Consider the following 14,688-nt stretch of genomic DNA (forward strand, 5'->3'; position numbering starts at 1 on the left):
TCCTTAAATCTTTTTTTCAGTGGATAGGGGTAAAGTTTCTGTTTCCCCAATTAGGGTAAATGCTGCCCAATCTAAGGGAGTCCGAAATCGAGCTTTTGTTGTTAGCATAGCACACCGCAAGGCAGCGGCTCGATTGTCGCCCCGTGCTAAATTTTCGTAGAATTCTGTCATTAGCAACTTGGCTGGTAGCACGCCCATATCCCACAGAGAAACGATGATGCTGGGTACTCCCGCGAGGATGAAGCAGCGCGATAATCCGACAACTCCATCTCCGGTGATTTTACCGCCTCCGGTGCTGCACGCGCTTAAAACTACGAGTTCGGAATCGAGTTTTAATTGCAGGATTTCTGGGGCGTTAAGCGCGCCGTCGTCGGTGTCTCCTGATGGTGCTAAAATAATCGCGCCTGGAATGCCGGAACCTTGGAAATCGTCGAGGAGTCCGTGGGCGGATAAATGGACGATGCGCGTGTTTAGCATGCTGTCTAAAATGGCGACTTTAGTGGCATTGTCTCCGCTAATTGCTTGGGTTCCTAAAGTTGCGGCAATGGCTTCGGCGGCTTCTTTTGCCCTAGAGATTTGGTCGAGTTCGTAGGGCTTTTCTTTGAATTTTGGGTGGAGAGTTGGATCGCCGACAATCAGGGCGGCTTGTCTCAATCCTCGCACTCGGTTTTGATGTTCGCGGGTTTTTTCTAATACTTGGATGGATGGGCTGGTGAGGATGGTATGATTTTCGATTAGGTAGCGGTTGTTGCTATCTTGCAAGGCGGCGAAAGGAACTAAATGTAGTTCGTAGTGGGGGATGAAGATGATGGGGGAATTGGCATCGGTGGGTAGCAAGTCTATGATGGGTTCGATCAGGATTTGATGGAGGAGTTGCAATAGGGGAAAGCCGCCCGTTGTGTCTGGTTGGTACTGGGATTCTGGCTGAATTTTGTTGCCTTTGTCGTCGGTTTCATCGGTGCCGATGGAGACGCGGGTTTTGAGGATGATTTGTTTGAGGGTTTGGTTTTGTTGCTTGAGGGGTTCGAGGTTGGCGGCGCGATGGGTTATGTTGCCGTTTGGTTGGATTACCCAGATGTAAATAATCTTTGAGCTGACAATCGAATATTCAACTATTGTGGAGTTTCTGGATCGGGCGATTTGTTGGATTTTGGGAATTGATAATTTATGTGTTTCGTCATTGGTTGGTAATTCATTTGTGAATAAGGTTTGTTGCAATAATTCGACAAAGGCACGGGTGCGGGACATTTCTGATATTTCTAAGGCGTCATGGAATTTAGATTGGGCCACTAGAACTTGTTGTAGGTTTTGATAGGGTGCTATTTGAGTTTCAAAGATTGATATTTTATGGTCGTCTTTTACTAATTCAGAGCGTATATTTGCGTAAATTTCGATAGAGGCGTGCAGTGCCGTTTCAGCTTCAGCAAGTTGGTTAGTTGTTAGTAAAATTTGTCCCAAGCATCCGAGGGAATGAGCTTCACCTTGGCGATCGCCTATTTCTCGTGTAATCGCTAAAGACAGTTCGTGAAACTCGATCGCCTGGTTGTATTCCCCTATAGAATAATAATCATTGCCCAAATTATTGAGAGAAACAGCTTCTCCTTGACGATATCCTATTTCTCGCTCAAGCTTTAAACTTCCTTTGTGAGCTTTTATCGCCTCGTCATATTTTCCTAGGGAATAGTAAATCAATCCCAAATTCGCGATTACACTAGCTATCTCTCTGAAATCATTTAATTCCAATGAAATAACTAAAGACTGCCTGTAAAACTCAATAGCTTTGGAGAATGATGCCAGCTTGTAGTAAGCAGAAGCCAACTTGGACAGGGAAGCAGCTTCACCTCCACGATATCCCATTTCTCGTTCAATCTTTAAAGACTTTTTGTTAAACTCGATCGTCCGGTGATATTGTCCTAGAGAATAATAAGCAGAACCCAAATTACCGAAGGAATTAGCTTCACCTTGAGGATCGCCTATTTCCTGTGAAATTTCTAAAGACTGTTGGTGAAATTCGATCTCCTTGTGGAATTGTCTTAAGAAATGGTAAGCACTGCCTAAATTGTTGAGGGAATTAGCTTCTCCTCGGCGATTTCCGATTTCCCGTTCAATCTCTAAAGACTGTTCGTGAAATTCGATCGCTCTGTGGAATTGCCCTAGGGACTGGTAAGCTGAGCCCAAATTGCCGAGGGAATTAGCTTCTTCTTGGCGATTTTTGATTTCCCGTTGAATCTCTAAAGACTGTTCGTAAAATTCGATCGCCTTCTCAAATTGACTTATAAAATGGTAAGCATTGCCTAAATCGTTGAGGCAACCAGCTTCTCGTTCGCGGTTTCCTATTTCCCGTAAAATCACTAAAGACAGTTCGTGAAACTCGATCGCCTTCTCAAATTGTCTCAGACGGCTGTAAGCATTGCCCAAATTACCAAGGGAATCAGCTTCTCCTTCACGATCGCCTATTTCCGGTTTAATCACTAAAGACATTTCATAAAACTCGATCGCCTTGTCGAATTGCTTTAGGGAATAGTGATCGTTACCCAAACAGTCGAGGGAACCAGCTTCTCCTCGACGATCACCTATTTCCCGTTTAATCACTAAAGACAGTTCATAAAACTCAATCGCCTGGCCTAATTCTTCCAGGCATCTATAAGTATTGCCCAAACAACCTAGGGCAGCAGCTTCTAGTCGGCGATTTTCTATAGCCCGTGACATCATTAAATACTGTTCGTAAAACTCGATCGCCCGCTGATATTCTTCTAAATATTTATAAGCATTGCCCAAACAGCCGAGAGCTGCCGTTTCGAGTTGGCGATGTCCTATTGCCCGTGAAACCATTAAATATTGTTCGTAAAACTCGATCGCCTTGTGGTATTGCTCTAGGGAATAGTAAGCCTTGCCCAACTTGCCGACGCAAAGAGCTTCTTCTAGACGATTTCCGATTTCCCGTGAAATCATTAAAGACCCTTGGTAAAATTTTATCACCCTGTGGTATTTCCCTAGAGTATCGTAAGCATCGCCCAAATTACGAAGTGACTTAGCTGCTGTTTGAAGATCTTCTAGTTCCCATGAAATCACTAAACACTGTTGGTAAAATCCAATCGCCCGCTGGAATTGCCCTAGGGATTCACAAGCATTGCCCAAATTGCCCAGGGAATTAGCTTCTCCTTTGCGATTTCCGATTTCCCGTGAAATCTCTAGAAACTGTTCGTAAAATTCGATCGCCCGCTGGTATTGCCCTAGGTCTTGGCAAGCATCGCCCAAATTACCGAGGGACTTAAATTCTCCTTCACGATATCCAATTTCCCGATAAATCGTTAATGCCTGTTCCCAAGACTGCAAAGCTTCTGGATTTTGACAGATTCTATATTGCTGCTTGCCTTGTTCAAACAGTTTATCTGCTTCTGTTTTTAGTGCTATTTTCGGTAGAGCTTCCCTCAGTTGCCCTGCAAATCTTTTCAACCGATTAGCATTATTTAGTTCGCCTTGTTCTCTAAGATTATCTACCTCTTCTAGCATTGCCGCCACCAAGCCATCATCCAGCAATTCCGCGTGAGTCTCTAATACCTGCGCTTCTTCGCCGCTGGGACAGGTTAGCAGTTGATTTATCAGGTTGAGATAGGCTTGTTCGCGTTCTGAGTTCATTGCGATTTGGGATTGGGGATTGTGCGATCCATTAATTTATTATCGGTGAAACTCATCGGTTTGGGGCTGGCGATGCCAAGTTTTTTGTAAGGGTTCTCGCATTTGGGCGACAATATTTGCAACACCACGGGGATTTATCCTTTATTCGTCGGCCCGATGGTTTGTCCGTGGGTGCGATGGTTTGTCCAGGGGGTCGTTTGTTTGTCCGCGAGTCCGCCAGGGGTTGAAACCCCTGTCTCATAGCTAAAGTCGGTTGAAACCGACTGAAGAATGGTGAAAAATACTCGATTATGGTGAAAAATACTTGAACTTGATTGTTTATTTAATTTCCTTGGAAGTCCTCTTGAGAGGACTTTTGCTATGAGACGGGGGTTTCAACCCCCGGCGGACTTGTGGGGTAGCGTGGGAGATTTTGGTAGCAGAGATTTTGGTGGCCCGAATGTGCGATCGACTTTTGGGAAAATTTGGGTTAGGGGCGATCGAATGTTTGTCCTTGGGTGGGGGCGGGTTTATTTATATTGTCAACGATCGCGATTATTCGTCTTTCGCCCGAAACACCTTTTCTACCGACTTCACCAAAAGTTCTCGTGGCATCAATCGAGGCATATTTGCAATGATTTGATTGGGAATTCCCCCTGTGACAACATTAGACTCATTTTTGTCTAAAGCTTTCAAAGCATCTCGCACTACTTCAGCAGCGGGAACGAGTTTTTGCCCGCTGCTGGATGCCATTGATTGAGGGAATTCAGCTACTGCGAAAAAGTCCGATTCTGTGGGCCCTGGACAAAGGCACAAAACGCCAATTCCTAAATCTTTGTTTTCCGCCCAAAGTGCCTCGCTGAAACTTAAAACAAAAGCTTTAGTCGCTGCATACATCGACAAGTACGGCATCGGTTGAAAAGCTGCGATGGAGGCAACATTGATGATACTTCCTGTTTTTTGCTGCCGCATTCCCTGCAAAAATAAGTGCGATAGTTCAACTAATGCTACAATATTTAGTTGCACCATTGTTAGTTGTTTCGCAAGCGGGCGATCGGCAAAAGCACCGTAATCGCCAAAACCCGCATTGTTAACCAACAAATCAACCGTCCCACCTTTTTTAACAACCGTATCAAATACAGCAGTTCCAGCGCCCGGTGCGCTCAAATCTTGAACGATAATTTCGACCAAAATATTGAATTCCTGTTGCAGTTGAGGAGCTAGGTGTTGCAATTTGTCTTCGGAACGAGCTACCAAGATTAGATTGTGCTGGCGTTTGGCTAATTCGGCGGCAAAGGCTGCACCAATTCCGCCAGAAGCACCGGTGATTAAAGCAGTCTGCATGAAATTAAGTCGGATATTTGATGTGGGCTTTATATATTTTAACAATTATTTATAGGGGAACCTGTAAAATAATTAAAAGGGAATAGGTGAGTTTTATGGCGCGTCTTACCGATCGAGCTTTTGAAATTTTGCGGGCAGAAGTTGACAAGTGCGCGGCGGCTGATAGTCTACCCGGTGATGTCTACCGACGGATGGTAATCAAGCGGTTGGAGAAGTTGCGATCGCAAAACGGCACTTTCGCCTCAAGAGAAGAAATCCGCGATACCTTCAAAGACGAATTTCCCAACTTCAGCGAACAAGCTCTCAAAGCTGCCGTCAAAGCCAACCGCCCGCCCGGATTGTTCGGTAAAATCATCTTTGCTGGGAGTTTGCTGGGAAGTGCTGCGGGGATAATTTGGCTGATTAACCTACCTTTTCCCATGATTCGCTGGCCCGTGGCGAAAACAATGCCGATATTATTGCTGCCGAGTTTTATGAGTATGGATCACAATTACCGGCAGGCGATCGCCCTTGTGGAACAATCCGATCAACTAATCAATAAAGCCACGGCTGTTGCTGATTTTGACTTGGGCGAAATTAAAGCAAAAGAGGCTCAAAAACACCTCGACGCCTTGCCGGTGTGGTTCCTCGGCTATTACCCAAAGAGGTACTGCTCTTTTTTCCGCTGCCGTTGGCGGTTTACAGTCGATGAATTTGAAGCCGCCCGCAAAAATGTCGGGCGGATGGAGGCTCAAATTTTCCAGCAAAAAAATGCTTTTACTCAGTTAAATCAAGTCGAACAAACGCTAAAGGCCGCGAAACAGGAGTATCAGGAAGCAAAAACTGCCGCAGATAGACAAAAAGCGACGGTAAATTGGCAAAGTGCGATCGACCAACTCAATCAAATTCCCGCCGAAACCCTCGCGGGAGAAACGGCTAAGAAAACACTCAAAGCAGCAGAAAGAGACTTTCAAGCAATGGGTGGCGTCGCCACCGGTTCTTTGCAGGCTGACAACTTAATTGAAGCTGCCAAAGAATTTGCTCTCTCCGCCGCCGTCGCCTCGCAAAAACCGCCACATCCCGCCGCACAGTGGGAGCAAATAGCACAATTGTGGCAAGAAGCAATTAACAGACTAAAATTAATTTCTGTCGATAACCCTGGTTATCTCGACGCTCAAACTAAACTCGCTCAATATCAAAAAGATTTAGGAATTACCCAGATTAGACTGGAAGCAGAAAAAGATTCTACAACAGCTTTGCAAGCAGCTAAAAACTTGTTTGCCAACTTGCAAAATAATGTGAATTCTCAAAATCCCGGTTACTCCCTCAGCCAGTTGCAACAAATTATCAATCAATTAGAATCCGTCAAACCCGGCACAACGGTTTATCCCGAATCCCAAAAATGGCTGCAATCTGCTCGCAAAAAACAGCAAGAATGGCAAAAAAATTAGTCAGTTGTCAGTTGTCAGTCAACAGTTAACAGTCAACCGTCAACAGTCAACTAACAAATTACCAAGTCGGGTCAACATACAGATTAATTGTCACTTGCTTCTTCCCGGAAGGGATGCCGGAAATACAAGCACAAATCGTATCTCCGCCATCAATTTCTACTTCGCAAGCGTGACAAGAACCCATGAGACAGCCAGTAGGAATAGAAACCCCTGCACGTTTGGCTACATCTAGCAAAAGCTCTCCCGGTTCAGCTTCAACTGTCACATTATCAGGTAAAAAACAAACTTTTGTCATTGAATTTGAACCTCAACTATAATAAACAATAATCAACAGTCAACAGTCAACAGTTAACCGTCAACAGTCAACAGTTAACTAATTAACCTAAAATATGCTTGATATCTAAATGCTTTTCCACTGTATCTGCTAGAGAGTCTAACAGAGCTTCTCGGTGTTCTCTGTAATTAGGAATACCAGTAGGCAACGCGCGGAGTCCCCGCTGCTGCCGCAAGTGATTTAACCAAGCTCGCCGCCAAGCTCCGTTGTCAAATATGCCGTGCAGGTATGTACCCCAAATTGATTGAGAAGTATTGACAATGCCTAAACTAGCATCGTCAAATAGCGGTTCAGTCAAATCAGACTCTAGGATTTGCGTTTTTCCTTGATGAATTTCGTAACCGGAAACGGGCAAACCCGGTTGAGGATAGTTAGATGTTACGATGCGTTGGCGGGCAATTTTGTTCGGTGCCATCGCAGTTTTCAAAGGCAGCAATCCCAATCCTGGAAATTCTCCCTTTTCTCCCTCAACGCCTTCTTTATCCGTGATACTTTCTCCCAGCATCTGAAAGCCGCCGCAAACTCCCATGACTGTACCGCCAGCTACTAAATAATTTTGAATAGCTTTTGCCATACCTGTTTGCCGCAGCACCTGCAAATCGGAAATTGTAGTTTTAGAGCCTGGTAAAATTACGGCGTCTGGATGGCCTAACTGGTCTTTTGGGCTGACATATTTGACAGTGACGGAAGTTTCCGACTCTAGGGGGTCAAAGTCGGTAAAATTGGAAATTCGGGGCAGGCGGATGACCGAAATATTTATGTCGGTTTGAGAATTGGGAGAACGTCGATCGAGTAAATCGAGAGAATCTTCTGAGGGAAACACTTCGTCTATCCAAGGAATTACCCCAACTACCGGGATTCCCGTCCTTTCTTCTAGCCAAGTCAGGCCCGGATCTAAGATCGATTTTTGTCCTCGGAACTTATTAATAATAAATCCTTTAATTAAAGCTCGTTCGTCGGGATCGAGCAATTCCAAAGTACCGATGATGTGAGCAAAAGCACCGCCGCGATCGATATCAACTACTAGCAAAGTCCGCGCCTTTAAATATTTAGCTACCCGCATATTTGTTAAATCGCGGTGTTTGAGATTAATCTCAGCAGGGCTACCGGCTCCCTCACACACAATCATGTCAAATTCTTGGGATAGAAATTCTAAAGATTCCCGAATAGCTTGCCAGCCGATATCGAAATACTGTTCATAATATTGAGATGCTCGCACATTGGCGATCGCCCGGCCCTTCACAATCAATTGAGAAGTCATGTCTCCTTGTGGCTTGAGCAAAATCGGATTCATTTCTACCCAAGGTGCTACGCCCGCGGCCCAAGCTTGCACTGCTTGAGCATAGCCAATCTCTCCGCCGGCCGCTGTGACATAGGAATTCAGTGCCATATTCTGACCTTTAAACGGAGTTACCCGCCAGCCGCGCCGAGCAAAGATTCGACACAACGCTGCAACCAGTAAAGATTTTCCTGCGTGAGAGGTTGTTCCCACGACCATAATTGCTTTCATAATATTAAAAGAGAAGGAAGAAGGAAGAGGGAAGAGCCAAGAGCGAAGAAGGAAGAGGGAAGAGGGAAGAGGGAAGAAGTAAAAAGTAAGAAGTAAAAAGTAAAAAGTAAGAAGTAAGAAGGCAGAAGGCAGAATCAAAAAAAATTCTGATTTCTACCTTTTGCTTTTAGCCTCAAGATGAGGGCTTATCTTCGTCGGATAGATTTTCAGACTTGGATTCATCGGCCGCTTGAGCAGCTTATACTAGCTCCGAAGGGGGGGGATTCGGGCGAATCAATTCCGGTTGTTCTCCCTCAGAAGATGGTGTTTTATCTGTGGAAGGGGGGGGATTCGGGCGAATCAATTCCGGTTGTTCTCCCTCAGAAGATGGTGTTTTATCTGTGGATTCGATCGAGATAACTGATACTGAAACCGTTTCCACCTGCACGCTCAACCCAGGTTCTCCCGGTACTTCTATCTCTACAGGCGCTGCCATTTCCACCACAGTCATTTCCAGAGATACAGCAGGGGCTTCTGCTTCCGGTACGCCGGCTGCTGCTGCTTCCGGTTCACCAACAGCAGCCAGCGGTGTCTGAATTTCAGCGGACGATCGATCTTTGATCGGAGTTTCCGCTATTTTGTCAGAACTCGCGATGTCTGCCGCCATCAACTCGGCCATTGCTTCAACATCGGTGGGAAACGGCACTCCTTGGCTTGTTTCAACAGCAGTGTTGCTGCTTTCGGCTGCAACTTCCGCAGCCGCCTCGGCTAATTCGGATTCGAGAATTTGGTCGATACCCGGTGCAGGAGTTGCCGTTATTTTAGATTCAGGTGCGATCGATTCTGGAGTCACTGAAGGTTTTGGCGTCTGCGGAGTTGCATCAGACTTGTTTTTACCCGCACCGAGTCCCAACATACCGCCGAGACTATTTTTGATATTGTCGAACAGACTTCCGAAACCGCCGGATTTTTTAGCTGGTTTAGGAGGACTAGGAGGAGTTGGGGCCGCCGCTGCTGCCGCTGCCGCCTGCGACTCTTTAACGGCTGTCCTCCATTCTGTTTCCTCGTCAAAATCATCGGCTTCTGGCTGCTGTGGAAGCTCTGGCTGAGCCTCTGCTGGCTCCACAATTGGTCCAACGGCTATTTCTGAAATTTCTAGAGGTAGAGGTAGAGGAGTGAAACTGCTGGCTAATTCTGCTGGGGTTGGTGAAGTCTCAGCAGCAGGAGTTTCGACTGAAAACACTGGTATTTCTGCAATTGCAGGTGGTTTCGAGTCGGAAATTTTCAAGTTAGGGGCGATCGCACTTTCGGCCGTCGCCTCGATCGAACTTTCGGCAATACTTTCAGCTATGGGGGGAATCGCCGCCTGTTCCTCTAGCTTTACCTCACCCTTATCCAGAGTGGGTGCTGGAACCACATCAGTTTTCGGTTTGGGCGATCGGACAAACTTAGGTTTTTTCGCTGCGGGTTCTTTTTTCTTGGCAAACAAGCCAGCAAACGGCACGCCTGCTGCAGCCAAATTCGCCGACTGAGGAATCGGCGTTTGCTCAGCAACGGGCGTCACCTGCCGGCGCAAAGTCAGAGTTTCCCAGGCAAACCAGCCCAACATCGCCACGCCCGCCATTTGACCAAGCAGGAGAGCACCAGTAATTCGTCCCGCACAAGCCCATAAAATTAACGCATAAAAAAGCCCTACCCCGCTCCACGTAAAATCACTTTTGCGGTGCACTTCTGGAAAAAAGAAGGCCGCCATGTAAATACTGAAGCTGCCTAGACCGACCGCCAACGCCAGAATGTATGCAAGCATATTGTCGGTACCTCCGCTGTGTCAAATAACTTCTACGCGCTAATTCTACCTTTGAGAGAGACTCAACGGCTTCTTTCTCAAGGACAATTCTCGATTTGGGGGCAAGTTCGGCAACGCGCCGTGTATAGGATTTAACACATTCACCGGATCTTGACGGTAGAAGTGCGAGGCAAGATTTTCCACTCTCCCCCACTTTCCTACTCCCCATTACCCCTTATCCCCATCACCCCCTATCCCCATCACCCCCTTCTCCGTGGTGATAGATGTCACTTAAACTATGCCCGTGCGATCGCACCAAGCGACTGAGGATGTTTATATCTTGTAGGTGTAAGAGGAATTATGCCCTAGGGCGTATGTATTGGAGACACTGCCATGTTAGAAAAACTATTATTAGCTGCCGGCTTAACCTTATCGCTTCACATATTTCCCGGACTCAGCACTTCCGCGCCGTTACCGAAAAATTTGGTATTGCGATCGAGCGATCGCCCGGCTCAAACCCAGAAACTTCCGATCGTTGCAGTACCTGCAGCCCTCCAGTCGAACGTCCAATCGTAATGATACGTGCAAGATACTTGCAAGTGCGATCGGACTTAGGCAGAGCCTCTATAATATTTGTTTCGAGTTCTTCTCTTTTCTATGTGAGTGTTCACAACTCATCAGTTTGTAGTCAGGGCTTTAGTCCTCATTAATATCACCTAATAAGGACTAAAGCCCTTACTACAAACCGTAGGCCAATAATTAGTAGTAGATAGAACATTAATTCCCATAATATACTAAACAAATCTCAACATCAGGCTGTCTTATAGAGACATTCAAACCTTAAAAAACTTGGGAAACCTTGAGTAAAAGTTCAAAATAGATATATTATGATGTCAGATTGAGATCAAAGCTAATAAGCACATTGACTATTAAATCAAGGAAAGTAAAAATGGGACTTAGTGATATTCTCTTGAATGAAAACCACAGAGAAACTTTTGTGGATGACTGTGTGAAGTTGATAGACCAACAAGTTGCGGCAGCGCCAGGATTGGGTGGTATGGCTCTTAAAGCTGCCTACTCTACTGTCAAGGGGATACGGGCTGACTATTGCGCCCAAGTCGTCGATCAACTTCTGCCAGAAATCTCGATCGCACTCGATCCGATGTGGGCTGAAGGGGTAAACAATGGCAACCCAGTAGAATATCTAGCCCAAAGAAAAGCTGAAGTAGCAGACGAATTGCTCCAGATCAGCGACAAAAGAGTCGAGAACAGCACAAGATCGATGGTTAAAGGCGCCTATGCCAAACTCCGCCCCTCAGCCAAGAATTACGTGGAAAAGGGAGTACCGGATTTAGCCGAAATTATTAATAAACATAGTGCGGCCGGATAAGTGAGCAACGGCTAAAAAACAGAAGACCCAGATACCCGGCTTCTTCCAGAAATCGGGTATCTAAAAGCAGACTTATTCGTAAGTTTGTAGTTAGGAAGGAGAGTCCTAATTTTATGCTGATCCATTGCCAATTACCCACTGATTTGCAGCCAATATTTTCAACATCGCCTGTCCGGTAATTCCCAACCCCAAAAACATCACAAACATCGCACTAATCGCAGGCAGAAATTTGACTGCTGTTATCTGTTTGGGCAGTTTATCAAAATTCCGTTTGGCATAAACTAAGATTAATCCGATCGCACTCAGCACTAAAGCCAATCCCAAACTAAACGCTATCACTAACGTCATTCCCAAACCAACATTGCCCAAAGCCGACGCGCTCAACAGCATCACCAAAGCGGAAGGACAAGGCAACAAACCGCCGGAGATTCCCAATGCTAATAAGCTTTTCCAAGTAATGGGAGAACCGTCAGTACCCGGCGGCAAATGCGAGTGAAGGCGGCCGTCTCCGTGATCGTGGTAGTGGTGAGATATATCTGGTTTTACAGGTTTAAATTCTCTCTCCCAACTTCCTCTATTCAAAAGATTCACTGGTTCTTCACATTCCGCAGTAAGGACTTTAGTCCTTAGAAACCAGTTTTTATTAAAAACTTTACTTTTGATTTTTTTGATAACTTCAGTCCTCACTAGCAACCTCGTCTTAATTTTTGATAATAATAAGTTAAGCCCGATCGAGGCTACTAATAAACCAGAGATTAAACTCAGCCAAGGATCTAATTTTTCTGGATCAATTAAGTGAGAAGCAAACAAAGTAATTCCGCCCACAGCAAACACGCCCGCAGTGTGAGTAATTGTAGTCGTCGCTGCTAGAAATAAAGCGTGTAGGGGAGTGGCCCGCGAACCCACTAAATAAGCGCCGACTATGGTTTTTCCGTGTCCGGGCGACATCGCGTGCACGCATCCCCAAGCAAATGCTCCCGCTATTGCTAGCAGCAAACTCCAACCTGAATCCCAGATTGATTCATTTCCCGCTAACAAAAAGTCGCGGTTTTGCGGCGTAAACACAAAGCTTTTTACAGCACCGGCTTGCACAATCGTAGCTTGACAGCTAGCTGTCGGAACTTTGGGCAAAAACAGATTGTAATTAATCCGCAATTTCTCTGGTTTGGAGATGGAAATTGAGTCAGGTAAACCAGGGGTTTTATCTTGAGAAGGTGCGGGCCAGGTGTAGTCTAAAATTAAGGTGCTGTGGGTATTGGGCTGCTGGATAACACTGGCGCTTTTAGCTGCTATTTCTAGCGGTTTTACTGCTACGGAGCCGGGAATGTTGCTGCTGTTGGTGAGGCGAATTTGTTGGCTAAAAAACTTTTCTAGCTGTGTTTGGTGGTTGCGAACTTCAGCAGGTTGTAGCTGGCTGTCTCGATTGTCGTCGGCGAAGTTTGTTAAGCCGGTTGGGAAAGTTAATGTTATTTGGGTTTGCAAATTGTTGACTACTATTTCTGCTACGGATAAGTCTGCCCAGTGCGAGTAAACGGGTCTGGTTGAGGTTGTTAGTAAGAATGAAAGTGTTAGGGAAAATAGGAGAAATAATTGTGAAAGTCGGTTCAGTTTGTACTGCATAAATACTTGTTTTTTTAGTGATTTTCGGATGAGTTATTTGTTTTTGTTGTGATTTGTTCGGCGCGCGATCTTTTCGTGAGTCCCACAGTCCGCCGGGGATTGAAATCCCCGTCTCATAGCGAAAGTCGGTTGAAACCGACTAAAAGATTTTCTAGTTTTTAGTGAAATATTTTAGTCCTATGCAAGAGGAATTAAGCTTTTAGGCAGGGGTTGAAACCCCTGGTGGGCTGGGGGAGTTGCAGCTATTAGCTAATCTCAAAATTCATAACTTCCCAAACCCAATGCTTGGCGAGATCGAACGTCAAAACTCGGGTCAATTTCCTTGGACTTTTGAAAATAAGTGCGAGATTCAGCATCCTTACCTAAAGTCCGGGCGATCGCACCAGCCCGGTAAAACATCCCCGCATCCCGAATCCCCGATCGCACTATTTCCGCCATCACTTGATCGGCCTTTTGCCATTCCCCAGCGGCGGAAAGCGCCCAGGCTAAAGTATCCAGCGTCACCGCATCCCGCCGAATTTTCACCTCCTCCTGCATTAACGCCAGCGCTTCCGCGACATCCTGCGCTCGACCTTTTTCCAGCAGCAAACTTGCCAAATCGCGCCGGTGGCCAAAACCGCCAGATCCAGAAACCTGTTCCTGTCGCAGCCCCGCTTCTGCTTTGTCGCGAAGTCGCCGGGATTCGATCGCATCTCCCTGCAAATCCTTCACCCTCGCCATACCGCGATCGACAATGCGATCGAACACAGTCTCAACCCCGCCAGAATACGCATAAACCTTGCTGTAATAGCCTTCCGCCTCCCGATAATTGCCCTGCCGCGTCTCCAAATCCGCCAAATAAATCAGCGCCAGCGGGTATCGCGGCACCAACCGCAGCGCCTCCAAAAACAGCGCTTTGGCCTGCACAAACTGCCCGCGACGCGCGTAAAATCTACCCAAGAGCGATCGGGCCCGCGCCGAACCCGCAACCTCTCCCGGTTCCTCCGCCGCCATTGCTTGCTGGTAATCCTGCAAAACCTCAGCATCTCGGCCCTGAGACTCTCTCACTAAAGCTCTCAAAGTGAGAGAACCCAAGTTGGGAATCCGGTTAACTAAGGCTTCTGCGGCTGCATTTGCCTCGCTCACTTTACCCATCGCTAAGTGAGATGTAACTGAAAGGGCGATCGCATCTTCATTGTCAAAACCCGCCTGTTTAGCCAAGCGCAAAGCAGTAGCAAAATCGTGTCTAGCCTCGGCAATTCGAGCTAAAACTAACAGCGCACCTTGGTTGTCAAAAGGCAAATCGGCGATCGACCTTTGAGCCGCTTGTTCCGCCAATAAAAACCAACCGCCCTCCCCTGTTGCGCGACCCATTTTTAAATAAGCTCCCGCCAGTGCCGCGCGGTTCAAACCGCTGCGGGAATCAACGGCCAATCGCTGCTGGTAAAACGCAATCTCTTGCTGAACTGTTTCCTTTTGATTGGGATTATTTCTCAAACTTTCCGAGAAATGATATCGGTAATTACCATCGAGATTTTCGGGACTTTGGTTAGAAAATTTATCTGAAATAAAACGCCAATTAGGAGGTAAATTTACTACTGCCATCCCTACTAAAGGAACCGCTATCAGCAGCCACCACCATAAAATATCCGATTTTCTTTCATCTTTAGTTTTAGTTTTCATACATCCGTGTTAATC

General features: G+C 46.2%; 10 protein-coding genes. 3 read left to right on the plus strand and 7 right to left on the minus strand.

Annotated elements, in window-relative coordinates:
• Positions 1 to 3 precede the first annotated feature (3 nt).
• The gene (locus tag QUA74_RS13620) at positions 4 to 3,639 is read right to left on the minus strand and encodes a tetratricopeptide repeat protein (RefSeq protein WP_333329476.1); all 3,636 of its coding nucleotides are present in this window, start codon (positions 3,637 to 3,639) and stop codon (positions 4 to 6) included.
• Between the two features lie 534 nt (positions 3,640 to 4,173).
• Positions 4,174 to 4,962 carry an SDR family oxidoreductase gene (locus QUA74_RS13625; protein ID WP_333329479.1) on the minus strand — a complete coding sequence of 263 codons (789 nt, stop codon included), beginning with the start codon at positions 4,960 to 4,962 and terminating at the stop codon, positions 4,174 to 4,176.
• Between the two features lie 95 nt (positions 4,963 to 5,057).
• Here QUA74_RS13625 and QUA74_RS13630 point away from each other — a divergent pair, with 95 nt between their 5' ends.
• Entirely contained in the window at positions 5,058 to 6,392 is a 1,335-nt protein-coding gene (locus QUA74_RS13630) for a hypothetical protein (protein WP_333329482.1), read from the plus strand.
• A 58-nt stretch (positions 6,393 to 6,450) separates the two neighbouring features.
• On the opposite strand, the gene QUA74_RS13635 is transcribed toward QUA74_RS13630, so the two are convergent.
• The 3 genes from QUA74_RS13635 to QUA74_RS13645 form a co-directional block, all read right to left on the minus strand.
• The gene (locus tag QUA74_RS13635; protein ID WP_006634188.1) at positions 6,451 to 6,687 is read right to left on the minus strand and encodes a 2Fe-2S iron-sulfur cluster-binding protein; all 237 of its coding nucleotides are present in this window, start codon (positions 6,685 to 6,687) and stop codon (positions 6,451 to 6,453) included.
• 82 nt (positions 6,688 to 6,769) lie between these two features.
• The gene (cobQ, locus tag QUA74_RS13640; RefSeq protein WP_333329486.1) at positions 6,770 to 8,236 is read right to left on the minus strand and encodes a cobyric acid synthase CobQ; all 1,467 of its coding nucleotides are present in this window, start codon (positions 8,234 to 8,236) and stop codon (positions 6,770 to 6,772) included.
• Between the two features lie 238 nt (positions 8,237 to 8,474).
• Positions 8,475 to 10,022, minus strand: a complete 1,548-nt coding sequence (locus QUA74_RS13645) for a Ycf66 family protein (RefSeq protein ID WP_333329489.1) — start codon at positions 10,020 to 10,022, stop codon at positions 8,475 to 8,477.
• A gap of 372 nt (positions 10,023 to 10,394) precedes the next feature.
• Here QUA74_RS13645 and QUA74_RS13650 point away from each other — a divergent pair, with 372 nt between their 5' ends.
• Entirely contained in the window at positions 10,395 to 10,577 is a 183-nt protein-coding gene (locus tag QUA74_RS13650; RefSeq protein ID WP_333329492.1) for a hypothetical protein, read from the plus strand.
• Between the two features lie 373 nt (positions 10,578 to 10,950).
• Positions 10,951 to 11,391, plus strand: a complete 441-nt coding sequence (locus QUA74_RS13655) for a DUF6918 family protein (protein ID WP_333329496.1) — start codon at positions 10,951 to 10,953, stop codon at positions 11,389 to 11,391.
• A 111-nt stretch (positions 11,392 to 11,502) separates the two neighbouring features.
• On the opposite strand, the gene QUA74_RS13660 is transcribed toward QUA74_RS13655, so the two are convergent.
• Both QUA74_RS13660 and QUA74_RS13665 read right to left on the minus strand, forming a co-directional pair.
• Positions 11,503 to 13,011: a HoxN/HupN/NixA family nickel/cobalt transporter gene (locus QUA74_RS13660; RefSeq protein WP_333329499.1), complete on the minus strand. Its 1,509-nt coding sequence runs from the start codon at positions 13,009 to 13,011 to the stop codon at positions 11,503 to 11,505.
• 255 nt (positions 13,012 to 13,266) lie between these two features.
• Positions 13,267 to 14,673 carry a hypothetical protein gene (locus tag QUA74_RS13665; protein ID WP_333329502.1) on the minus strand — a complete coding sequence of 469 codons (1,407 nt, stop codon included), beginning with the start codon at positions 14,671 to 14,673 and terminating at the stop codon, positions 13,267 to 13,269.
• Positions 14,674 to 14,688 lie beyond the last annotated feature (15 nt).

This window comes from Microcoleus sp. LAD1_D3 (assembly GCF_036702135.1).
In the GTDB taxonomy this organism is placed as follows: domain Bacteria; phylum Cyanobacteriota; class Cyanobacteriia; order Cyanobacteriales; family Microcoleaceae; genus Microcoleus.

Excerpts from the sequence above, each read along its gene's own strand:
- QUA74_RS13620 (WP_333329476.1), bottom strand. The coding sequence starts at position 3,639 with ATGAACTCAGAACGCGAACAAGCCTATCTCAACCTGATAAATCAACTG.
- QUA74_RS13625 (WP_333329479.1), bottom strand. The coding sequence starts at position 4,962 with ATGCAGACTGCTTTAATCACCGGTGCTTCTGGCGGAATTGGTGCAGCC.
- QUA74_RS13630 (WP_333329482.1), top strand. The coding sequence starts at position 5,058 with ATGGCGCGTCTTACCGATCGAGCTTTTGAAATTTTGCGGGCAGAAGTT.
- QUA74_RS13635 (WP_006634188.1), bottom strand. The coding sequence starts at position 6,687 with ATGACAAAAGTTTGTTTTTTACCTGATAATGTGACAGTTGAAGCTGAA.
- cobQ (WP_333329486.1), bottom strand. The coding sequence starts at position 8,236 with ATGAAAGCAATTATGGTCGTGGGAACAACCTCTCACGCAGGAAAATCT.
- QUA74_RS13645 (WP_333329489.1), bottom strand. The coding sequence starts at position 10,022 with ATGCTTGCATACATTCTGGCGTTGGCGGTCGGTCTAGGCAGCTTCAGT.
- QUA74_RS13650 (WP_333329492.1), top strand. The coding sequence starts at position 10,395 with ATGTTAGAAAAACTATTATTAGCTGCCGGCTTAACCTTATCGCTTCAC.
- QUA74_RS13655 (WP_333329496.1), top strand. The coding sequence starts at position 10,951 with ATGGGACTTAGTGATATTCTCTTGAATGAAAACCACAGAGAAACTTTT.
- QUA74_RS13660 (WP_333329499.1), bottom strand. The coding sequence starts at position 13,011 with ATGCAGTACAAACTGAACCGACTTTCACAATTATTTCTCCTATTTTCC.
- QUA74_RS13665 (WP_333329502.1), bottom strand. The coding sequence starts at position 14,673 with ATGAAAACTAAAACTAAAGATGAAAGAAAATCGGATATTTTATGGTGG.